Below are 21,725 nucleotides of genomic sequence, written 5' to 3'. Positions count from 1 at the left end.
TGTACCGATGGCTGTCCCCGCGACGGGCGTTGCCCGCAATCAGCTGATCGTTCGTGTCACTTCCGTGGTCTCCGGCTGACCTTTCACCTCTCCCGTGCCTGATCGGCACGGGTCTCGCGTGCGCCGGGGCCGCCCTTGTGAAGGGTTTCCCCTTGTCTTTCTCTCCTGCCTCATCCGAGGTTTCCTCCGTTTCGCATCCGCTCGCCCCGTACGGCTGGGACGACGCCTGGGAAGCGGAGTTCACCCCGTACGCCGTGCGGGGTCTGCTGCCCGGACGCGTCGTGCGGGTCGATCGCGGGCAGTGCGACGTCGCCACTCCCGCCGGCACGGTGCGGGCCGACACCGAGTTCGTGGTGCCGCGCGACCCGATGAAGGTCGTGTGCACCGGGGACTGGGTCGCCGTCGACCCCGACGGCGATCCGCAGTACGTGCGGACGCTGCTGCCGCGCCGTACCGCTTTCGTACGTTCCACCTCGTCCAAGCGCTCCGAGGGGCAGATCCTCGCGGCCAACGTCGACCACGCGATCATCGCCGTCCCGCTCGCCGTCGAGCTGGACCTCGGGCGTGTGGAGCGCTTCCTGGCCCTGGCCTGGGAGAGCGGCGCGCAACCGCTCGTCGTGCTCACCAAGGCCGACCTCGTCCCGGACCCGACCGGGCTGTCGTATCTCGTCGAGGACGTCGAGACCACGGCGCCCGGCGTGCAGGTGCTCGCCGTCAGCGCGGCGACGGGGGAGGGCGTCGACGTGCTGTCCGCCGTCGTCGCGGGCGGTACGAGCGTGCTGCTCGGCGTCTCGGGCGCCGGGAAGTCGACCCTCGCCAACGCCCTCCTCGGCGAGGACGTCATGAACGTCCAGGCCACCCGTGACTCCGACGGCAAGGGCCGGCACACCACGACCACCCGCAACCTCCTCGTGCTGCCGGGCGGTGGCGTGCTCATCGACACCCCCGGGCTGCGGGGTGTTGGGCTGTGGGACGCCGGGCAGGGCGTCGGGCAGGTCTTCGCCGAGATCGAGGAGCTGGCCGCGGAGTGCAGGTTCCACGACTGCGCCCACGGCAGCGAGCCGGGTTGCGCCGTCCTCGCCGCGCTGGCGGACGGTTCGCTGCCCGAGCGGCGGCTGGAGAGCTACCGCAAGCTGCTGCGGGAGAACCAGCGCATCGTCGCCAAGACCGACGCGCGGCTGCGGGCCGAGATCCGGCGCGACTGGCGCCTCAAGGGCGCGGAGGGGCGCGCGGCCATGGAGGCCAAGCGCGGCCGGATCCGGTAGCCGGGCGCGTGTGAGCGCCCGGGGCCGGGCTCCCCGTCGGGAGCCCGGCCCACCCTCGCGTCCGAATTCCGCCAGTGCCGGCGCCCGCCACGGCGCACACTGGACGGTGTGATGGATGAGGAGACCCGGTACGAGGCGGTGGCCAGCCGCGACGCACGGTTCGACGGCGCGTTCTTCTTCGCCGTCGAGACCACCGGCATCTACTGCCGGCCCAGCTGTCCGGCGGTCACCCCCAAGCGCAAGAACGTCCGCTTCTACCCCACCGCCGCCGCGGCCCAGGGCAACGGCTTCCGCGCCTGCCGCCGCTGCCGGCCCGACGCGGTACCGGGCTCGGCGGAGTGGAACGTACGCGCCGACGTCGTCGGCCGCGCCATGCGGATGATCGGCGACGGCGTCGTGGACCGCGAAGGCGTCCCCGGACTCGCCGGGCGCCTCGGCTACAGCGCCCGGCAGGTCCAGCGGCAGCTCACCGCCGAACTCGGCGCCGGGCCGGTCGCCCTCGCCCGCGCCCAACGCGCCCACACCGCGCGGACGTTGCTCCAGACCACCGTCCTGCCGGTCACCGAGATCGCCTTCGCCGCCGGGTTCGCGAGCGTGCGGCAGTTCAACGACACGATCCGCCAGATCTACGCCCGTACGCCGAGCGGTCTGCGCGCCGAGTCCCACGGCGGAGGCAGACGGGCCGCGCCCGCGCCGCCCGACGCCGGCGTCCCGCTCCGGCTCGCCTATCGCGGCGCCTACGCGGCGCGCGACATGTTCGACCTGCTCGCCGACGAGGCCGTCCCCTTCGTCGAGGAGGTCGTCGGCGAGCCCGGGGCCCGTACCTACCGGCGTACGCTCCGCCTGCCCCACGGCCCCGGAATCGTCTCCGTCGACGAAGTGCTCCCGTCCACCGCGACGGCCCGCTCCGGGTGGCTGGAGGCCCGGATCCACCTCACCGACCTGCGCGACCTCACCACCGCCGTCGGGCGGCTGCGCCGGCTCCTCGATCTCGACGCCGATCCGTACGCCGTGGACGAACGCCTCGCCGCCGACCCGCTCCTCGCCCCTCTCGTCGCGGCCCGCCCCGGCCTCCGGGCACCCGGCGCCGCCGACCCCGAGGAGTACGCGCTGCGCGTCCACGCGGGTCCGGCCGAGGCGCGGCGGCTCGTCGCGGCGTACGGGGATCCGGTCGACCGCCCGTGCGGCGCCCTCACCCGGCTCTTTCCCGCACCGGCCGCCCTGGTGGACGACCCGGTGGCCGGTCCGCTGGCCACCGCCCTCGCGGAGGGCGCCGTACGGCTCGACCCCGGAGCCGGCCGCGAGGAGGCGGAGCGGGCACTGCTCACCGTGCCCGGCGTGACGGCGCGGACGGCCGCGCTGATCCGGATGCGGGGCCTCGGCGACCCCGACGTGGCACCGGACGGCGAGCCCGGCGACGCGGCGTGGCGGCCGTGGCGCTCGTACGCGGTACGGCACCTGCGCACGGTGTCGACGGGCCTCTGACGGCCGCCCGGCCGCGTACGGGGGCGATCAGCCGGTCTCGGTCAGCCCCCAGCTATGGATCTTGCGGGGATGGATCCGGATCAGCTCCTCGCTGAAGTGCGGCCCCAACTCGTGCGGTCCGGTGAGCAGTTCGGCCTCACCCCGGATGTCCACACCCCGTACCTTCCACGGCGTCAGGCTCACGATGTCGTCGACCACCAGCGCCACCCGGGGGTTGGACTGGAGGTTCCGCCACTTCTTGGTGGTGCCGAGCCGGTGCCCGCCGACCAGGATCGTGCCGTCCGCCTGCGGGAAGAACCCCACCGGGTTGGCCTGCGGCTGCCCCTTCGGGTCGACGGTGGCCAGCCGGCCCAGCCGCTGGGTGGAGAGATACGCCCGCTCGGCCTCGTTGAATTCGGTCATGACTCCAGCCTCACACGCCCGCCCCGGCCATGCGCGACGCAATCACCCCGCAACCCGGCCCCGCTACAATCCGGGCCTGAACGCACAGGCTTTCCGGGGGAGTCCAACGTGCTGCGAGTCGATCTCCGTGGACGGGAGCTGAACCGGCTGCGTGTGGCGGACGGGGCCGACGCGCTGTGGGAGGCCGCCCTCAGCCTGCACCTGCTCCAGAACCGGCACGTCCCACCGGCCTTCGCGCCCTGGCGGCGCGAGGTCCGCTCCGCCCTGGAGCGCGCGGGACTCGCCTCCGCGGTGCGGGAGTTGACCCTCCTGTGCCCCTCGGCCGAGTACTTCCCAGACTTCCTCACCCCGGGCCGCGGCGAGCTGGACCTCGACATCGCCGTGGACCAGTTGCTGTCAACTCCCCGCAGCCGCCTGCTCGTCGATCTCACGCGACTCTACGCGCGAAGACGCGGGCCGGTCCCGGCCACCGTACGGCGGCTGGCCGAGGGTGACACGGAGACGCTGCGCTGGCTCGGGTCGACGCTCCGGCGCTACTACGCGGTCGCCGTGGTGCCGTATCTGCCCGCCATCCGGGCCCAGGCCGCGGCCGACCGCTCCCACCGTGCCGAGGCGGCGCTCAGCGGGGGAGCGGAGGGGCTGCTGGCCAGTTACGAGGAGATGCCCGGCTGGCGCTGCGAGGAGGGCATCCTGCGCACGCCGTACCCGGTCAGCCGTGAACTCCAGCTGTCCGGGCAGACGTTGACCCTCGTACCGGGCTTCTTCTGTGTCGGTACACCGCTGGCACTCGTCGACGACGAGCTGCCCCCGGTGCTGGTCCATCCGCTCTCCCCGGCGCCCGGCTGGCTGGTGCGCCACCGGCTGGGCGAGGCGACCCCGCCGGTGGCCCAGCTGATCGGCACCTCGCGCGCCCGGCTGCTCGAACTGCTCGACCGGCCGATGACGACGACGGGTCTGGCGGGGGCGCTGCGGATGGCTCCGTCGACGGCGAGCCGGCACGCCTCCGTACTGCGTGAGGCGGGCCTGCTCACCTCGCACCGGCACGGGAACCGGATGATGCATCACCGCACCCAGCTGGGCAAGGCCTTGCTGGACGGCCCCGCCCCCTGAGGCGGTGATGCGTCATCCCGACCGGAGGGGACCGGTCAGCAGTTGGGCACGCCCGGCAGCCACGCGTCCGAGACGTCGATGAAGATGTTCGAGATGTAGCCGCCGTAGTCCGGCAGATACGACCAGGCGTCGTTGCTGTAGCCCTGGTAGTTGACCAGCTGTCCGCGCTTCTGGCACTGGACCTTGACCGATGTCGGTCCGGCCAGCGAGGCGACCTGCGCCGAGGTGGTCGTGGCCTCCTGACGGATGCTCACGCCGGTGCCCCAGGTGGGGAACGAGGTGCCGGGGCCGGGGCCCGGGTCGCCGGTGCCGCCGTTGACGAGCGACATGTAGTAGGTCCAGTTCCAGTTGGCGCCGGGGTCGGTGTGGTCGTTGCCCGGTACCTCGCTGTGTCCGACGACGCCCGCGCGGGTGCGCGGGATGCCGTACTTCGCGGTGAGGTGGCGCGTCAGCGCGGCCGACGAGCGGTACATCGAGTCGGTGAACCAGGACGGGTCGGCGACGAAGCCCTCGTGCTCGATCCCGATGGAGCTGGGGTTGGCCGAGCGCGCGTGCCAGGCGGTGTTCGCGTCACGGACCGTCTGGGTGACCTGGCCGTCCGAGGAGCGGATCACATAGTGCGCGCTGACCTGCGAGGACGGGTTCTGGAACCAGCTGATGGAGCCGGCGTACGACCCCTGGGTGACATGGACGACGACCTTGTTGATCGCCGCCGTACGGCCGGTCTGGTAGTTCGACGTGCTCGCCGGGACCCAGAGCGCCGGTCCGTAGTCGTCACTCCGCACGCCGAGGTCGGAGGCGATGCTCGCGTATCTGCCGCGTTCGGGCGTCACCTTGCGGGCTTTGACGAGGACCTGCTCGTTGCCGGCGGCCTGCGCGCGTAGACCCTTGTTGAGCAGGTCGTACGCGGTGTCCGCGTACAGCCGCGCGGTGCGGTCGTTCGTCGCGGCGCCGTACTCGGCCGCGACCGGGTACCACTCGGCGAGCGAGTCGCGCTCGGTGGCGTCCAGGCCCTGCTCGTCGGCGAAGGCACGCAGGACGGCGGCGGCGCCGCGGATGTTGGCCGCCGTGTCCTTCTTCAGCTCGGCGACGGACTCGCCGGTCAGCTGCGCGGCCCGCTCCAGCGTCCGGTGCTCCGGCTGGCTGACGAGGTGCATCACGCCGTAGCCGTTCGCCTGGCTCGGCTCGCCGTCGTGGCCGTCGAGGTGCGTCTCGCCGTATCCGACGGCGACGAGCAGATCACGGGGTACGTCGAACTCCGCCGCGGCCTTCGAGAACGCGGTGTTCATGGTGCCGGAGCCGGTGTCCGCTCCGGCGGCGCCGCCGGGGTACGGCGCGGCGCCCGCGCTCTGGCCGGTGAGGGCCAGCGACGCGGCGACCACGGTGCCGAGGAGCGCGGCCTGACCGCGCTTCCAGCGTGTCGTCAAGGTCATCGATCTTCTCTCCGCTCTGAGGCGCGCGGTCCTGGACCTGCGCGCACCGGTGGGGGGCTGGAGCCAGTCGTCCGGATCGTGCCGGGCTCGATCCGGGAGAGTGGCCCCGTGCGGGGTGAGGAACTGTCAACTCCGCAATGGTGAGGGGCCGACTTGTCAGGGGCAAGACATTTCTTCTCCGACGAAAGGCGCTGCCGAATCGTTGTGACCTCCAGCGCCCGCGCCTACTTTTGCCGGGTCTCGCAGCGGTCGCGGCTCGCCGCCCCGACAAGTGCTGCTTCCCCCACATCCGGAGGCATTCGTGACCCGTCTCAGACGCCTATCGACCTCATTCGCCGGCGCGCTCCTCGTACTCGTCGGGATCCTGACCGTACCGGCAGGAGCAGCCGAAACGGCCGAAGCGGGCGCCTCTGACACGGCCGCCGCGGCTGCGGGGCCCAACTTCAAGGCCCCCTACCCGTGCGGCCAGCGGTGGACCTACAGCCACCACTCCGCCGAGGTCCGCCGCGCGCTGGACTTCGTACGCGCCGACGGCGGCACCACCAACGGCACCCCGGCCCTCGCGTCGGCCGCCGGCACCGCCACCCGGCACAGCCAGCCCAGCGGCGCCGGCAACTACATCTCCATCGACCACGGCGGCGGCTGGAAGACCTACTACTTCCACCTCGGTTCCTACTCGGTGGCCAGCGGACAGTTCGTCAACCAGGGCCAGCAGATCGGCACCACCGGCTCCAGCGGCAACTCCTCCGGCCCTCATCTGCACTACGAGCAGCTGCTCAACGGTGTCGGGCAGAACATCGTCATCAACGGCGGCGGCCTGCCCTACCCCGGCAGCTACAACCAGCACTACCTCACCAGCGACAACGGCTGCGGCGGAGGCGGCGGCGCCCCCTTCACCACCTGGGGCACCGGAGTCAGCGTCCGCGCCGACGCCCGGCTGAACGCCGCCGTCGTGACCCGGCTGGCCGGCCCCACCAACGTCCATGTGCTCTGCCAGAAGCAGGGCGACACCGTGAACGCCGAGGGGTACAGCAACAACTGGTGGAGCAAGCTGCGCGACCAGGGCGGCTTCATCTCCAACATCTACATCGACCATCCCGCGGCCCAACTCCCGGGCGTACCACTCTGCTGACGGTCCGTCAGCGGGCGACCGACGACCGGCGGCTCAGGTGGGCAGACCCACCGGGCCGCCGGAGCGTTCGGCCCGATCCGCGGCACCGGCCGGTCACCGGCCGCCGTGATCAGCGCCGAGTCCCCCTTGCCCAGGGAGATACGGACGGCCCCGTCGGCCTCCTCCTCGTACCCCAGCGGGCGGCCCCACCGGTCACGCACGTCGACCGGGCCCTCGATGCCGTGAGTACCACGCACGGCGCGCCCGCCTCGCTGGTGAGCCTGACCCAACGCGTCCGGCCCTCCTCTGAGGTCGCGTCAGAAACCTCGCCAGACGTTGTCGAAGGCCGCCTCCTCGATGGACCTCCGCTGCCGTTCGGCCTCCAGGTCCCGCAGCGCGTTGCCGACGGCGGCCAGCACCGTCGCCACCGCCTCACCGGTCACCTCAAGGGGATCCTCGTGGCGCTGGTCGCGGAGCCCGACGGCCGCACCGAGCCAGGCGAGAACCGGCTCCTCCGATGTCCAGCGCTCCAGCGCCGCGCCGCGGGCGGGGGTGTCGGCCAGTACGGACCGGCCGCCGCCGAAGGGAAGCCGGCGCGAGCGGTGCCGCCGGGTGATCTGCTCCTCCGCCGTGAGAGCCGCGAGATAGTCGGCGGCCAGGCCCCGGCCCCTGCGCCACAGCCAGTCCTCCACCGGCTCGTACGGCGCCTGCCGGACCAGCCGCGACGCCGCCTCCTCCAGCTGCGGATCACTCGCCGCCTCGGTGTCGGCCGGCACGATCCGGTCGTCCTCCAGCGCCACGGCCCCGGCGTCGAGCAGATCGATCAGCTCGGCCCCGGCGAGTGCCAGTGACAGATCGCCCGCCCCCGGGGGCTGCTCGGCGGCCACCTCAAGGGTGGTGATCAACAGATCCCGTGGTGTCGTCATCAATGGCTCCGCTCTCCGCCGTACGAATCGAGGGCGACGGCCGCACTCCGCGCCGCGGCCCGTCCTGCCCGTCCTGCCCGTCCGGATTCAGCCCCACACCATCGCGCCCAGCCAGGCTCCCGCCACCAGCAGACAGCAGAACAGCTCGACCAGCACCGGATAGCCCGCCGAGCGCATCACCGAGCGCGTCGACGCCCAGCCGTCCCGGTGGCTGCCCAGCCGGACGCGCTCCACCGCGTAGATCCCGCCGACGAACCCCACGACCGCGCCCACCACCGGCAGCACGAAGAACCCCACGATCCCCGCCAGCCCGCCGGCCACCAGGGTCCGTCTTCGGGTGCCCGTCCGGCCGGTCCGCCGGGACGGGAGCAGCGGTCGCAGCGCCTGGCTGAGCAGCAGGACCGCGGTGGACCCGATCAGTACCGCCCAGGCCGTGCCCGAGGTGTCGCTCAGCGCCCACCAGACCACGGCGGCCCAGACGATGGCGGGCCCCGGCACGCCGGGGATCAGCACACCGATGACGCCCAGCAGCATGACCAGACCCACCAGCACGAGCTGCCACACGTCCATCTGCCCAGGGTGCAGGATCCCCGGGGAAGCGGCACGTGGGGCGGGAGAGGGGGGCGGGGCCCGGCGCTCACTCCCGTGGGTCGCGCGCCACCCAGCCCTTCTCGTACGCGTGCCAGCCCAGCTGGAGCCGGGTCGTCACACCCGCCAGCTCCATCAGACCCTTCACCCGGCGCTGCACCGTCCGCAGCCCCAGATCCAGCTGCTTGGCGACACTCGCGTCCGTCATCCCCGCGAGCAGCAGCGACAGCACCTCCAGATCGGTCTCGCCCGGTCCGTCGGCCGCGTCCGCCACGACCGACGCCCCGTCGCCGCCCGGGACCAGCCGCAGCGGCAGCGCGTCGCGCCAGACCGTCTCGAAGAGCCCCGACAGCGACTCCAGCAGCCCACTGGCGTGCACGACCAGGGCCGCGGGCTCCGCGTCGCCCGCCGTCAGCGGGACCATCGCCAGCGCGCGGTCGGCGATCATCAGCTTCGTCGGCACCCGGTCCACGACCCGTACCTGCTCGTCACGGCCGAGCGCCGCCGACAGCTCGGTGATCCCGTCGGGCAGCGACAGCACCTCGCGCTCGATCACCACGCGGTAGCGGACACCGCGCGTCACGACCCGCTCCTCGGACTCGTTGTCCGTCCCCGTCACCACCACCGGCCGGCCGGTGACCAGCGCCCGGATCTCCTCGGTCGCCCCGAGCTGGAGCTGGTGGAAACGGTGCGCCACCGCGCCCGCACCCGTCACCACCTCCACCAGGTCGTGCACGGCGGGCCCCGCCGACTCGGCGCGGTACTCCTCCGCGAGCAGTACGGCGGCCAGCTCCGCCCGCTCCAGCTCGTGCCGCTGCTGGGTGAGCAGCGCGCCCAGCGCCACCGCCGGCGGCGCGGCCACCCAGCGCCCGGTCCTGGCCGACGACTGCGCGGCCAGCCCCTGCTGCTCCAGCCTGCGCAGCGCGCGTTCGGTGTCCTGCTCCGGTATCGCCAGCCGATGGGCCAGATCGGCCGCCTCGGCGGCGCCGAGCGCCACCAGCGCGCGATACGCGGACTCCTGTCTCTCGTCGAGACCTATCGCTCCCAGCACTCCTGCACCCCTCCCCGGACGCGTGTTCAAAACCGGCAGGCGGTGGCGGATACCGGCCACGGCGTAAACCCGCCGCGCACATCATCCCCGCACCATGCGTCACTCTGCCAATGTGGCGACATTGCCGGATCAACAGACCCGAGGGATATGCCTCGGTGTCATTGGTGTGAGCCCGGCTGCTTATGCCGGATAAGCTGACTACCCGGACGTTCCCGTCGAACCCCGACGAGTCGCTACGATTCGAATCGGCGTACGGTCGGTGTACGACCGGTCTCCGGCCCCGAATCTTGGTCGGCGCGCCTGGTGCGCCCCGGCCAGCCGAGCGTCCGCCGGGCGTCCTTCCCGTGGGGGGTGGGGCCGCCCGGCGGACTCGGACCGGGCGGCGATGACGTCATCTCGCCATGCCTCTTATTTTTCGGGCTGTCCCGTTTTCTGATGCCCTGTGCGGTCGACAATAGGAGCATGAGCCAGCAGGGGGACCGGCCCGCCACCACCGACGACTGGTGGGGCCGGCTGTACGACGAGTCCGCGCGCGACACCGGCCCGGCCGGGGCGCGGGACGACACGATCGACGACCGCTTCGACTCGGCGGCGGACACGCTCGGCGGCGGGGACGACGTGCCGTCGACACGGAGTTACGGGCACGCGATCGACGCCATCGATGTGGACGACGACGAGGACGACACTGGTGACGAGGAGGACGAGGGCCTGGGTGTGGGAGCCGCCGACGGCGGGCCCGGCTCGCGACCGCTGGCCTGGTGGGAGTCGCGAGGCGGCTATCCGGTGACCCGGGCCCCCGCCCCCGACCCGGCCCCCGCCCCCGACCCGGCCCCCGCCCCCGCTGCCGAGCGGACACCCGAGCCCGAGCCCGCACCGGCGCCCGAGGCCCCCGCACCGCGCCCGGCGCCCGTCGCGCCCGCCCCGCTCGCACCCCGGCCACGCGCCCCGTGGGAGCCGCCGCTCGCCGCGTTCGACCCCAACGACCCCGGGCCGCAGCAGCCCGCCGCGCCCCGGGACCCGCGCGCCACCGACCCCCGGCCCCCGGACCCGGCTCCGCCCTCGTCCGCTCCCGTTCCCGCCGCCCGTATCAGCCACGTCGGCGACAGCCCGCCCACGTACGACGCCGAGCCCACCGCCCTCCCGGTCGCCGATGTCGAGGAGCTGGACCAACTCGTCGCCGACACCGTGCTCGACGGCGCCCGGTACGGGACTTACACGCTGCGCGCCGTCTCCCTGCGCGGCGATTCGGCGCGCTACCGGGGCGAGCCCCGCCGAGACGCCCTCCTCACCGCCCGCTTCGGCGTGGGACCGAACGCGCTGGTCCTGGTCGCCGTGGCCACCGGCGCCCGCGCCACCGAGGGCGCGCACCTGTCCGCCGCCGACGCCTGCCGGTGGATCGGCGGCGCCGTCGGCCGCAGCCACAGCCGGCTCGCCGAGGACATAAGAGCCGGCCGCCGGGGCGATCTGAAGTCGGGTCTGCACCGGCTCACCGACCGTACGTACGGCAAGCTGCGCGCCCGCGCCGCCGAGTTGGGCCGCGAACCGGAGGAGTACACCGCGAGCCTGCGCTGTCTGCTGCTCTCCGCCGATCCCGACTGCCGGACCCGGGTCTTCTTCGGCGTCGGCGGCGGGGGACTGTTCCGGCTCAGGGACGGCGCCTGGCAGGACCTGGAGCCGCTGGTCCCCGAGCCCTCCGACATCCGGGGCGCACCGGTCGTCGGCTACGGCTCCGCCCCCACCGGCGCCCCGGCCCCCACCGAACAGACCCCCGAGGGCGACCGCCTCACGATGGATCTGGAGATCACCAAGCCGCCGGGCCCGATCGTGGAGGATCCCGTACCGCCCCCGCCCGAGCCGTTCCGCTTCCGCGCCTCCGTGGCCCGTCCGGGCGACACGCTCCTGCTGACCAGCGTCGGGCTCGCCGAGCCGCTGCGCGGTGTGCCGGCCCTGGGTGACGAACTCGTCACACGCTGGGCCGCGGAAGAGCCGCCGGGCCTCGCCGCGTATCTGACGGACGTCGGGCTGCGGGCGAAGGGGTACGCCGACGACCGGACGGCCGTGGGGGTCTGGGAGGCGTAACGGCGCGGGGCGTGGGTTGATGGACAGCGGGTACCGGACACGCCCCAGGGCGGCCCGCCCGGATCCTCGGACGGCAGAAGGGCACGCTTCCATGGCCAGGCAGAACGTGGCGGAACAGTTCGTCGACATCCTCGCCCGCGCGGGTGTCCAGCGGCTGTACGGAGTCGTCGGTGACAGCCTCAACCCCGTCGTGGACGCCATCCGGCGCAACGCGGCCATCGACTGGGTCCAGGTCAGACACGAGGAGGCGGCGGCCTTCGCGGCGGGCGCCGAGGCGCAGATCACCGGCAGGCTCGCCGCCTGCGCCGGCTCCTGCGGCCCCGGCAATCTCCATCTGATCAACGGCCTGTACGACGCGCACCGCTCCATGGCCCCGGTCCTGGCGCTCGCCTCGCACATCCCGACCGGTGAGATCGGGCTCGGCTACTTCCAGGAGACGCACCCGGAGCGGCTGTTCGACGAGTGCAGCCACTACAACGAGATGATCACCAATCCGCAGCAGATGCCCCGGCTCGTCCAGACGGCCATCCAGCACGCGGTCGGCCGGGGCGGCGTCAGCGTCGTGACCCTGCCCGGTGACATCGCCTCCCTGCCGGCCCCGACGAAGGCGATCGAGCACGCCCTGGTCACCTCGCGGCCGACCGTGCGGCCCGGCGACCTGGAGATCGACAAGCTGGTCTCCATGATCGACGACGCGGACCGGGTCACGCTCTTCTGCGGCAGCGGCACGGCCGGGGCGCACGCCGAGGTCATGGAGTTCGCCGAGCGGGTCAAGTCCCCGATCGGCCACGCCCTGCGCGGCAAGGAGTGGATCCAGTACGACAACAAGTTCGACGTCGGCATGAGCGGACTGCTCGGCTACGGCGCGGCCTACGAGGCCACCCACGAGTGCGATCTGCTCATCCTGCTCGGCACCGACTTCCCGTACAACGCCTTCCTGCCCGACGGCACCGACGTCAAGATCGTCCAGGTCGATGTCCGGCCCGAACGTCTCGGCCGCCGCTCGCAGTTGGACCTCGCCGTCTGGGGCGACGTACGGGAGACGCTGCGCTGTCTGACGCCGCGCGTACGGATGAAGAGCGACCGCCGGTTCCTGGACAAGATGCTCAAGAAGCACGCCGACGCGCTCGAAGGCGTCGTCAAGGCCTACACCCGCAAGGTCGACAAGCACATCCCGATCCACCCCGAGTACGTCGCGTCCGTGCTGGACGAGGTCGCCGACGACGACGCCGTGTTCACCGTCGACACCGGCATGTGCAACGTCTGGGCCGCCCGCTATCTCTCACCCAACGGGCGCCGCCGTGTGATCGGTTCGTTCAGCCACGGCTCGATGGCCAACGCCATGGTGCAGGCCATCGGGGCGCAGTTCGTGGACCGGGAGCGGCAGGTCGTCTCGATGTCCGGCGACGGCGGCTTCACCATGCTGATGGGCGACTTCCTCACCCTCGTGCAGTACGAACTCCCGGTGAAGATCGTCCTGTTCAACAACTCCTCCCTCGGCATGGTCGAGTTGGAGATGCTGGTGGCCGGTCTGCCGTCGTACGGCACCACCAACCACAACCCGGACTTCGCCGCCCTCGCCCGCGCCGCCGGGGCGTTCGGTGTGCGGGTGGAGAAGCCCAAGCAGCTCGCGGGCGCGCTCAAGGACGCCTTCAAGCACCAGGGCCCGGCCCTGGTGGACGTGGTCACCGACCCGAACGCCCTGTCCATCCCGCCGAAGATCAGCGCCGACATGGTGCAGGGCTTCGCGCTCTCCGCCGGGAAGATCGTGCTGGACGGAGGGGTGGGCCGCATGGTCCAGATGGCACGCTCCAACCTGCGCAACGTGCCACGGCCCTGACCCCTCCCGCCCCACTCGACTACGCGGAGGTGAACCGCAGCGTCAGGATCTGGAACGGCCGCAGCGCCACCCGCAGACCGGCCGCCCCCGTCCCCGCCTCGTGCAGCGGGCGCTCCAACAGGTCGGTGACATGGGCCTGTACGACGGGGAAGCCGGTCCGCAGCATCCCCGAGGCCCGGTTGCCCGCCGACTCGTAGAGCCGTACCACCACATCACCGCTGCGGTCCTCGGCGAGCTTCACCGACTCCACCGTGATCGCCGGATGGTCCACCGAGACCAGCGGCGCCGTCGGGGGCGCCACCGCGACCCGCAGCGGCAGATTGAGCGCCAGCCCCTCCCGGACGGCGTCCGTCACCTCCGCGCCGGGCACCAGGGCGTAGCGGAACGTGTGCGTGCCCAGGTCCGTCTCCGGGTCCGGGCTGTGCGGCGCCCGCAGCAGCGTCAGCCGTACGGTCGTCCCCAGCCCCTCCTCGTGCGCGGAGCGCGTCACGTCGTGGCCGTACGTCGAGTCGTTGACCACCGCCACGCCGTAACCGGGCTCCGCCACCCGCAGCCAGCGGTGCGCGCAGATCTCGAACCGGGCCGCGTCCCAGCTGGTGTTGGCGTGCGTGGCCCGGTGCACATGCCCGAACTGGATCTCGGCGGTGGACCGTTCGGCGTGCACGTCCAGCGGGAACGCCGCCTTGAGCACCTTCTCCGACTCCTGCCAGTCGACCTCGGTGACGATGTCCACCCGCCCGCTGCCGGCCGCGAGCCGGATCTCCTGCACGATCCACGACGAGCCGAACGTACGCACCACCCGCACCGTCGCCCGCAGCGGACCCTGCTCGACCAGCTGCACCGACTCCGCCTTCGTGAGGTCCGTGTGCCGGTTGCGGTAGTGCCGGTCGATGTCCCAGGCGTCCCACTGGTTGGGGTGGTCCGGGTGCAGCTGGAGCAGATTGCCCCGGCTGCCCGGCGCCAGCACCTCACGGTCCGCGTGCAGATCGGTCACGGAGCTGAGCAGACCGTCCCGGTCGACGGTGACCCGCAGCAGCCCGTTGTCGAGGACGATGTCGGAGCCCGCGGCGCGTGTGGTCACCTCCGGGGTCCCGCCCACCGGTTCGACGGCGGCCAGTCCCGTCGCGCCCAGCGCGGGCACCCGCACCAGCGCCGCCGACCGCCCATGGCTGTTCAGCGCCTGCGTCGCCGCGCCCTCCGCGATCTCCGCCGTGTCGGTCTCGACGATCTCGGTCCGCTCGTACGGCGAGGAGTTGAGCACCGCCGTACCGCTGCCGCCGAGCGCCTCGACCGCCGTCGCCGTGATCGCCGTCAGCTCCTCCCGCACCGCCGCGTAGGTGTCCCTGGCCTCCCGGTGCACCCACGCGATGGACGAGCCCGGCAGGATGTCGTGGAACTGGTGCAGCAGCACCGTCTTCCACAGCCGGTCCAGCTCCTCGTACGGATACGCGTACGACGGCGTGCGCAGCGCGGCGGCCGTCGCCCACAACTCGGCCTCCCGCAGCAGGTGTTCACTGCGCCTGTTGCCCTGTTTGGTCTTCGCCTGCGTCGTGTACGTCGCCCGGTGCAGCTCCAGATACAGCTCGCCCGACCAGACCGGTGCCTTCGCGCCGTACTCCTCCTCGGCGGCGGCGAAGAACGCGGACGGCTTCTCGATCTCCACCCGCGGCGAGCCCTCCAGGGACTTCAGCCGGCGCGCCTTCTCCAGCATCTCGCGGGTGGGACCGCCACCGCCGTCCCCCCAGCCGAACGGGACCAGCGAGCGCGACGCGCGTCCCTTGTCGGCGAAGTTCCGCTCGGCGTGAGCCAGTTCGGACGCGTGGAACTGCGCGTTGTACGTGTCGACCGGCGGGAAGTGCGTGAAGACCCGGGTCCCGTCGATGCCCTCCCACCAGAAGGTGTGGTGCGGCATCTTGTTGGACTGGTTCCACGACAGCTTCTGGGTGAGGAACCACTTCACCCCCGCCAGCTTGGCCAGTTGGGGGAACGCGGCCGTGTAGCCGAAGGAGTCCGGCAGCCAGATCTCCTCCGTCTCGACGCCCAGCTCCTCCCTGAAGAAGCGCGTCCCGTGCACGAGCTGCCGGGCCAGCGCCTCGCCGCCCGGCATGTTGGCGTCCGACTCCACCCACATCGAGCCCACCGGCGACCAAGTGCCGTCCGCCACCGCCTTCTTGATGCGCTCCCAGATGTGCGGCTGGTGCTCCTTGACCCACGCGTACTGCTGCGCCTGCGAACAGGCGAAGACCAGCTCCGGATACTCCTCGGCGAGCGCGGTGACGTTGGCGAACGTCCGCGACGCCTTGCGCACCGTCTCGCGCAGCGGCCACAGCCACGCCGAGTCGATGTGCGCGTGCCCGGCCGCCGAGACCCGGTGGGCGCTGGGCGCGGCCGGACTCGCCAGCACGCCCGCCAGCTCGGCGCGCGCCGCCACCGCCGTACCGGACACGTCGTGCAGGTCGAGCGCGTCCAGCATGGACTCCAGCGCGCGCAGGATCTCGTGCCGGCGCGACCGGTCGACGGGCAGCTCCGCCATCAGCTCGGACAGCACCTCGATGTCGAGCACCAGATGCCACACGTTCTCGTCCAGCACGGCGATGTCGGCGGCGGCGAACGTGTACAACGGGCTGTCACCGGCCGTTGTCACATCGCCGAGGGCCGACGGCATGAAATCGCCCGGCATCGACGGGTTCGCCGCCGCTTCCAGAAGCAGCTGGACCGCCTCGCCGCCGGCCGCGGGGGAGCCGACCGGGATGTGCCGGTTGCGCGGGTGGATTCCCTTGACGGGCACGCCCGCCGCGTCGTACACCATCCCCTCCGCCTGGAAGCCGGGCCCCTCGCCGGTGAAGCCCGGGTCGATCACGACCTCCACGCGCCGCCCGGCGTACTCGTCGGGAACGATCCCCTCCAGCCGGAACCAGCTGGTGGACCAGGGCGGGCCCCAGGGCGTGCCGGTCTCGAACGGCGCGTACGTCCCTTGCAGAGCCTGTCCCACGGGCACCGGCTCGCCCGGCACCTCCCAGACCGACAGCGCGAGCGGCGTCCTGGCCGCGTACTGCGCGGGGCGGATGAACTGGCGCAGGGCGCGCTCCAGACGGCCCTCCACCAAGCTGCGGTCGTCGTGCATCAAGGCTCCTCAGATCTACGGCGTTTATACGGCTCAGCCTTCCGGAACGGCAGACTCCAGGGGTCCCGCCGATCTCGCAACCCCTCACTTCCCACGAGGAGCGCCGGGCACTCGCTGTCACACCATCCCGGTCGCCATGCGTGGCCGGTGACGAGTGGGGCATGCATCTCGGGGAGAGCATTCAGCTGAAGGAGCCCGGTCAGACAAGAGCGGCATGGGGGGACAGGAGACATGAGAGGCACGGGGGAGCAGACGAGACTGCTGCGGAGGCAGTTGCTCCGCAGAGTGGAGAGCGCCGATCTCACGGCGGTGCCGGAGGTGAGGCACGCGCTGCGCGAGTTGCTGAGCCACTGGCGCACCCGGGAATCGGCCGAGGTGGCGGAGCTGCTCACGAGCGAGCTGGTGACCAACGCGCTGGTGCACACCGAGCACGGCGCCGTGGTCAAGGCCATCGTCGCCGACTCCCAACTGAGAGTCGAGGTAAGGGACTTCGTCGATGCCCCGCCGACGCCGAACGAGCCCACCGAGGACGACGGGACGCACGGGCGCGGGCTGGTGCTGGTGGAGGGCCTGGCCGACGCCTGGGGCGTACGGTCGCAGGGGCTCGGCAAGATGGTCTGGTTCGAGCTGAACGCCGGGACGGCCGCCTGAGCCGAGGGCCGGCCGCCCTGAACCTGAACGGCGGACCGGCGCGACGGTTACCCGTCACGCCGGTCGTGGAATTCCCGCTCAGGCGATGCTCAGGCGGTGCTCAGCCGAACTGCTGCTCCAGATGCTTGAGTTTGCGCTCCAGCGAATCGAGCCGGGGCAGCGCCTGGGTGTCGTCCTCGGCGGTCAGGTCGACGGTGCGCCCCTCGTACCCTTTCACCGGCTGGAGCGAAGGCTGGGACCGGACGATCGACGGATCGGTGCCGGGGTCGTAGATCCCGCCTATAACAGGCTCCGGAGAGGCGGCGCCGACGGCGGGCGGTGAGCCGGTCCCGGCGCCCACGGCCGGTACGGTCGCCGCCGCGGGCAACTCGACCTGGCGGCCACGGCCGCGCCCCCAGGCCCGGTGCTGCCGGTTGAGCGCCTTGATCCTCGCCCGGCCCAGCTTCTCCTGCTCGCGCCGCTGGTGCTTCTTCTGCTCCTTCTGCCTGCGGTCGTCGCGTACCTCGTCGACCGCCTCGTCCAGCGTGCGCACGCCTTCGAGAAGCATCAGCGACCAGGCGCCGAACGTCTCACGGGGCGCCCGCAGCCAGCGGACGATCCGGATCTGCGGCAACGGACGGGGCACCAGGCCCTGTTCGCGCAGCGCCGCCCGGCGGGTCTGCTTCAGCGCCCGGTCGAACAGCACGGCGGCCGAGAGCGACATGCCGGCGAAGAACTGCGGCGCTCCCGCGTGTTCCATACCGCGCGGCGCGTGCACCCAGTTGAACCAGGCGGCGGCCCCGGCGAACGTCCAGACCAGCAGCCTGGAGCCGAGCGCGGCGTCGCCGTGGCTGGCCTCGCGCACGGCCAGCACGGAGCAGAACATCGCCGCACCGTCGAGGCCGAACGGGACGAGATACTCCCAGCCGCCGGTGAGGTTGAGATTCTGCCGGCCGAAGCCGACGAGGCCGTGGAAGGAGAGCGCGGCGGCCACCGCGGCACAGCAGAACAGCAGCAGATAGGACGCGCTGCCGTAGATCGCTTCTTTTCTTCTGCGGCGCTCCTCGCTGCGTTCCCAGGAGTCCTCGGCCGCGGTCTTGGCGGCGGCGTTCTTGCCGCGCACGATCAAGGCCACCGCCACCAGGACGCCGATGAGCATCACGCCGCCCGGAAGCAGCCAGTTGAGCGGAGATTCGGTCAGTCGCATGCGGTGTCCCTTGCATCGCAGTGGGGCGTCTCGGGCGCCATATTGGCCGAACCACGGCTGCGCGCAGGAGGGTTTCGGGACAAGAGAACGCCAACGAGGCGCAAGGATACGCGAATTGGAGAGTTCCACTCGAACGAAGCGGCGAAGGAGCAGAGTTGCGTTCGAATATGACGCGGTCTCATGCCACCCGGACGAGTGGCATGGTTCGGCGAACCCCGCGGGAGCGTCAGTTGCTGTTTGCGCTCAGTCGGCGGACGCGGTCGGAGTCGCACGTACGCGGGCAGGTCACGCAGGTGTCCTCGGGTCGCAGCGTGTAGAAGAGACAGCAGCTCGCCCGGTCCCTGGTGGGCAGCGATTCGCCGCCGGGGCCGCGCAGTTCACGGAAGCCCGCCGTACCGACGTACGGCTTCGTGGTGCCCGGCAGCAGCAGTTCCAGCTCCGCCATCGCGCGCCGCTCCTCGCCCAGCAGATGCGCGACGTACCAGAGCCCCTCGACGATCTCGTCCGTCGCCATGCCCCACAGGGCGTGGTTGCGGCGCCGCATGCGCGGCCCGAACCCGGCCAGCACCGGGCCGAGATGCTCGGCCACCGCCGACCGCACCTCCGCGCGCAGCGCCTCCTCGTCCGGTACGACCCGGGCGCCCGGCAGGGCGGCGGCCGGGTCGTCGGGCAGACACGCGAACTCGGTGACCCGCACGGCCATCCGGCCATGGGCCCGCTGGAAGGAGACGTGCTCCACCGGCACCCGCGGCACCCGGCGGCTCACGAACCACGGCACCGTGATCAACAGGCAGGCGGGCCAGGCGTATCGGTGCAGTCCGAAGGTCGCGACGACATCCGGGCGGGCCCGCTGCCCGTAGTCACGGACCACCTGCGCCTCGTCCCAGGCGAGGAAGGTGTCGACGGCGGGGCCGCCCGCCGCCAGATCCATGGCACCGACCCAGCCGTCGTCCGTCGCCGGCCGCTCACCGTCCGTCAGCTCCTCGATGCGCAGCGAGGGGAACACCTCGGTCAGTCGCCGGTAGGCATCGGCGACCGGAGAGATGAACCGGCCGGGCAGCAGAGCGTGCGCAGACATTCGTGGGGACCACCGAATCGCGATCGTTTGAAGGTGAGGCTTACCTTACCCGACACGACAGATGTGTGAACTGTCTCCCTGTCCGCCTATGGTGCTCCGGAGGCCGGATTCACGCGAGCCGGACCGCGATGAGCTGGACGAACGCGACAGACCGGAGGAGGAGGCGCCATGGCGCGGGGCAGTGCGCACGACGACGCCTCGGCGCCCTCCGGCACCGGCCGGCCGCAGGTCGGCGGCGCTCCGAGGGTCCCCGAACAGGCACGCGGCGAGCACACCCACGACGAGTCCCGCGCCGCGCCCGCCACGCCCGCCACCCCGTCCGAGCCGGGCGTACGCCGTGCGGTGCGTCGTCACTCAGTGCGCGGTCAGATCCTCGAAGCGCTCCGCACCGCCCTCGTCAGCGGCGAGCTGGTGCCCGGCGAGGTCTACTCCGGCCCCGCGCTCGGTGAGCGCTTCGGAGTCTCCGCCACCCCCGTACGCGAGGCCATGCAGCAGCTCGTACTCGAAGGCGCCGTCGAAGTGGTGCCCAACCGCGGCTTCCGGGTCGCCGAGCGCACCGCCCGCGACCTCGCCGAGCTGGCCGAGGTACGGGCGCTGATCGAGGTCCCGGTGGTGCTGGGGCTGGCCCGTACCGTCGCCGCCGAGCGCTGGGCGGAGCTGCGCCCGCTGGCCGAGGCGACCGTCACGGCGGCGGCGGCCGGCGATCTCGCCGCGTACGCCGACCACGACCGCGCGTTCCACAGCGCGCTCCTCGGCCTCTCCGGCAACCGGCAGCTGGTCATGGTCGCCGACGACCTGCACCGCCGTGCGCAGTGGCCGCGCGCCGGCGCCCCGAGGACCGTCAGAGCCGCGCTCGTCGCGGACGCCGCCGAGCACTCCGCCCTGCTGGACGCGCTGACCGCGGGGGATCTGCCGGTCGTGCGCTCGCTCGTACGGGAACACTTCACGGGCGGCGCGGGCTGACCACCGGGCCGCCGGTCCGCCGGGCCGCCGGGCGCCTGGGTCCCTGGCCCGTGTCTGACGGGGGACATCCCCTCGTACCCGAAAGGCCCCCGGGGAGCCCCGGCGCCCGAGCGGGTCGTGCGACCGGCGCGCGCGGGACGGATCCCCCGCTTTGGCACCGCGCACGTGTACGGGTAGCGTCATCCACTCTTCATCTTCCGGCCACCCACACCACGGGACGTCATGCGCGACAGCAGTGTTCGTCAGCCCACCGCCACTGCCGATCGGTCAGGTCTCGCGGGCCGGGACAGGCTGCCGTCCCTGACCGGGCTGCGCTTCTGGGCCGCGTTGATCGTCGTGCTCTACCACCTGTCGCGGCAGGTCGGCGAGATCCCCGGACTCAGCGAGGCGACCTGGTACGGGCGTAGCGGCGTCACGTTCTTCTTCGTCCTCTCCGGCTTCGTGCTCGCCTGGACCTACGACGGGCAGCGGGTGCCCGCGAAGGTCTTCCTGTGGCGGCGCTTCGCCCGCATCTGGCCCCTGCTCGTGGTCACATCGGCGGCCTCCGTCGCCGTCTGGATCGCCATCGGCAAGGAGGTGTCCACGAAGGCCGTCCTCGCGACGCTGCTGATGGTGCACGCCTGGTTCCCCGACGCGGTCATCCAGAAGGGCGCGAACCCGGCGGCCTGGTCGCTCAGCGACGAGGCCTGGTTCTATCTGATCTTCCCGCTCCTGATGCTGCTGCCGCTGCTGAAGTCCGGCCGGGGCCGCTTCTGGGTCGCGGTGACGATGACCGTCGCGCTCGTCGGCGTGTGGTTCGCGAGCGCGCTGATCGGCACCGGCTCCACCCGCGTATGGCTGCTCGACTACTTCCCGCCCACGCGCATGCTCCAGTTCGTGATCGGCGTGGCCGCCGGTCTCGCCATCAAGCGAGGGTGGCGCTCACCGGTCGGACTGCCGGCGGCGATCGGGCTGGTCGTGCTCTGGCATCTGGCGCTCGTCCCGTGGCGCGACGCCGTGCCCGACAGCCTCTGGTACAGCCCGTACAGCGCCTCCCAACTGCTCTCCGCGCCGATCTTCGCCCTGCTGGTGTGCGCGGCGGCGCAGGCGGACCAGCGCGGCAGCCGTACGGGGCTCGGCGGGGCGTGGGCGGTACGGCTGGGGCACTGGTCGTTCGCCTGGTACCTGGTGCACGAGATCGTCATCCGCGCGCTGCTCGCCCGCTACGACCGCCCGGAGTCGCTCGCCGGGACCGCCGGGTTCTGGCTGGTGGCGATCGTGCTCAGCCTGGCCCTCGCGGGGCTGGCGTACCAGTGGGTGGAGCATCCGCTGGAGCGGCTGCTGCGGAAGGCGGGGCCGCAGGCGCGCAGGCCGGCGGAGCCGGGGGTGGGCGGTCCCGCCCCCGCGACGTCCGGTTCGATCTCCCAGCCCTGAGCGACCCGCCCGGCGGCCCG

The 21,725-nt window shown here is 72.3% G+C and carries 18 protein-coding genes; 9 read left to right on the top strand and 9 right to left on the bottom strand.

The window, feature by feature from the left end; translation table 11 throughout:
- Nucleotides 1-152: 152 nt before the first annotated feature.
- Both rsgA and ACFYNU_RS04415 read left to right on the top strand, forming a co-directional pair.
- Nucleotides 153-1,265, top strand: coding sequence for a ribosome small subunit-dependent GTPase A (gene rsgA, locus ACFYNU_RS04420; RefSeq protein WP_356584718.1), 1,113 nt, complete (start codon nt 153-155; stop codon nt 1,263-1,265).
- 111 nt (nt 1,266-1,376) lie between these two features.
- Nucleotides 1,377-2,750 carry an AlkA N-terminal domain-containing protein gene (locus ACFYNU_RS04415; protein WP_356584719.1) on the top strand — a complete coding sequence of 458 codons (1,374 nt, stop codon included), beginning with the start codon at nt 1,377-1,379 and terminating at the stop codon, nt 2,748-2,750.
- A gap of 27 nt (nt 2,751-2,777) precedes the next feature.
- Here the strand turns inward: ACFYNU_RS04415 and ACFYNU_RS04410 are convergent, their stop codons facing one another.
- Nucleotides 2,778-3,152 (bottom strand): PPOX class F420-dependent oxidoreductase, encoded by a 375-nt coding sequence (locus ACFYNU_RS04410; RefSeq protein WP_356584720.1) that lies wholly within the window; start codon nt 3,150-3,152, stop codon nt 2,778-2,780.
- A 108-nt stretch (nt 3,153-3,260) separates the two neighbouring features.
- Between ACFYNU_RS04410 and ACFYNU_RS04405 the strand changes: the two genes are divergently transcribed.
- The gene (locus ACFYNU_RS04405; protein ID WP_356584721.1) at nt 3,261-4,262 is read left to right on the top strand and encodes a helix-turn-helix domain-containing protein; all 1,002 of its coding nucleotides are present in this window, start codon (nt 3,261-3,263) and stop codon (nt 4,260-4,262) included.
- 35 nt (nt 4,263-4,297) lie between these two features.
- Here the strand turns inward: ACFYNU_RS04405 and ACFYNU_RS04400 are convergent, their stop codons facing one another.
- Nucleotides 4,298-5,695, bottom strand: a complete 1,398-nt coding sequence (locus ACFYNU_RS04400) for an N-acetylmuramoyl-L-alanine amidase (RefSeq protein ID WP_356584722.1) — start codon at nt 5,693-5,695, stop codon at nt 4,298-4,300.
- 301 nt (nt 5,696-5,996) lie between these two features.
- On the opposite strand from ACFYNU_RS04400, the gene ACFYNU_RS04395 reads away from it, so the two are divergent.
- Nucleotides 5,997-6,827, top strand: coding sequence for a M23 family metallopeptidase (locus ACFYNU_RS04395; protein WP_388765064.1), 831 nt, complete (start codon nt 5,997-5,999; stop codon nt 6,825-6,827).
- Here the strand turns inward: ACFYNU_RS04395 and ACFYNU_RS04390 are convergent.
- The 4 genes from ACFYNU_RS04390 to ACFYNU_RS04375 form a co-directional block, all read right to left on the bottom strand.
- Nucleotides 6,779-7,063, bottom strand: a complete 285-nt coding sequence (locus ACFYNU_RS04390) for a hypothetical protein (RefSeq protein WP_356584723.1) — start codon at nt 7,061-7,063, stop codon at nt 6,779-6,781. The genes ACFYNU_RS04395 and ACFYNU_RS04390 overlap by 49 nt on opposite strands.
- Nucleotides 7,064-7,123: 60 nt before the next feature.
- Complete coding sequence (locus ACFYNU_RS04385) at nt 7,124-7,732, bottom strand: GPP34 family phosphoprotein (RefSeq protein WP_356584724.1); 609 nt, start codon at nt 7,730-7,732, stop codon at nt 7,124-7,126.
- 87 nt (nt 7,733-7,819) lie between these two features.
- Nucleotides 7,820-8,302 (bottom strand): DUF456 domain-containing protein, encoded by a 483-nt coding sequence (locus ACFYNU_RS04380; protein WP_356584725.1) that lies wholly within the window; start codon nt 8,300-8,302, stop codon nt 7,820-7,822.
- A gap of 67 nt (nt 8,303-8,369) precedes the next feature.
- Nucleotides 8,370-9,371, bottom strand: coding sequence for a helix-turn-helix domain-containing protein (locus tag ACFYNU_RS04375; RefSeq protein WP_356584726.1), 1,002 nt, complete (start codon nt 9,369-9,371; stop codon nt 8,370-8,372).
- 462 nt (nt 9,372-9,833) lie between these two features.
- Here ACFYNU_RS04375 and ACFYNU_RS04370 point away from each other — a divergent pair, with 462 nt between their 5' ends.
- Entirely contained in the window at nt 9,834-11,450 is a 1,617-nt protein-coding gene (locus tag ACFYNU_RS04370; protein WP_356584727.1) for a protein phosphatase 2C domain-containing protein, read from the top strand.
- Nucleotides 11,451-11,541: 91 nt separating this feature from the next.
- Complete coding sequence (locus tag ACFYNU_RS04365) at nt 11,542-13,290, top strand: pyruvate dehydrogenase (protein WP_356584728.1); 1,749 nt, start codon at nt 11,542-11,544, stop codon at nt 13,288-13,290.
- Between the two features lie 19 nt (nt 13,291-13,309).
- On the opposite strand, the gene ACFYNU_RS04360 is transcribed toward ACFYNU_RS04365, so the two are convergent.
- Nucleotides 13,310-16,414 (bottom strand): glycoside hydrolase family 38 C-terminal domain-containing protein, encoded by a 3,105-nt coding sequence (locus tag ACFYNU_RS04360; RefSeq protein WP_356584729.1) that lies wholly within the window; start codon nt 16,412-16,414, stop codon nt 13,310-13,312.
- 231 nt (nt 16,415-16,645) lie between these two features.
- Between ACFYNU_RS04360 and ACFYNU_RS04355 the strand changes: the two genes are divergently transcribed.
- On the top strand, nt 16,646-17,065 hold the full coding sequence (locus tag ACFYNU_RS04355; RefSeq protein WP_356584730.1) for an ATP-binding protein: 420 nt from the start codon (nt 16,646-16,648) through the stop codon (nt 17,063-17,065).
- Nucleotides 17,066-17,165: 100 nt separating this feature from the next.
- On the opposite strand, the gene ACFYNU_RS04350 is transcribed toward ACFYNU_RS04355, so the two are convergent.
- Together ACFYNU_RS04350 and ACFYNU_RS04345 are read right to left on the bottom strand one after the other, a co-directional pair.
- Complete coding sequence (locus ACFYNU_RS04350; protein WP_356584731.1) at nt 17,166-18,251, bottom strand: DUF2637 domain-containing protein; 1,086 nt, start codon at nt 18,249-18,251, stop codon at nt 17,166-17,168.
- Nucleotides 18,252-18,477: 226 nt separating this feature from the next.
- Nucleotides 18,478-19,329 (bottom strand): (2Fe-2S)-binding protein, encoded by an 852-nt coding sequence (locus ACFYNU_RS04345; RefSeq protein ID WP_356584732.1) that lies wholly within the window; start codon nt 19,327-19,329, stop codon nt 18,478-18,480.
- Nucleotides 19,330-19,497: 168 nt separating this feature from the next.
- Here ACFYNU_RS04345 and ACFYNU_RS04340 point away from each other — a divergent pair, with 168 nt between their 5' ends.
- Nucleotides 19,498-20,292: a GntR family transcriptional regulator gene (locus tag ACFYNU_RS04340; protein ID WP_356584733.1), complete on the top strand. Its 795-nt coding sequence runs from the start codon at nt 19,498-19,500 to the stop codon at nt 20,290-20,292.
- Between the two features lie 222 nt (nt 20,293-20,514).
- The gene (locus ACFYNU_RS04335) at nt 20,515-21,705 is read left to right on the top strand and encodes an acyltransferase (protein ID WP_356584734.1); all 1,191 of its coding nucleotides are present in this window, start codon (nt 20,515-20,517) and stop codon (nt 21,703-21,705) included.
- Nucleotides 21,706-21,725 lie beyond the last annotated feature (20 nt).

The sequence above is a fragment of the Streptomyces sp. NPDC006643 genome, assembly GCF_042870175.1.
Classification (GTDB): Bacteria; Actinomycetota; Actinomycetes; order Streptomycetales; family Streptomycetaceae; genus Streptomyces.
Note: the sequence above shows the minus strand (reverse complement) of the source record. Positions and strands in the feature narration are given on the sequence as shown.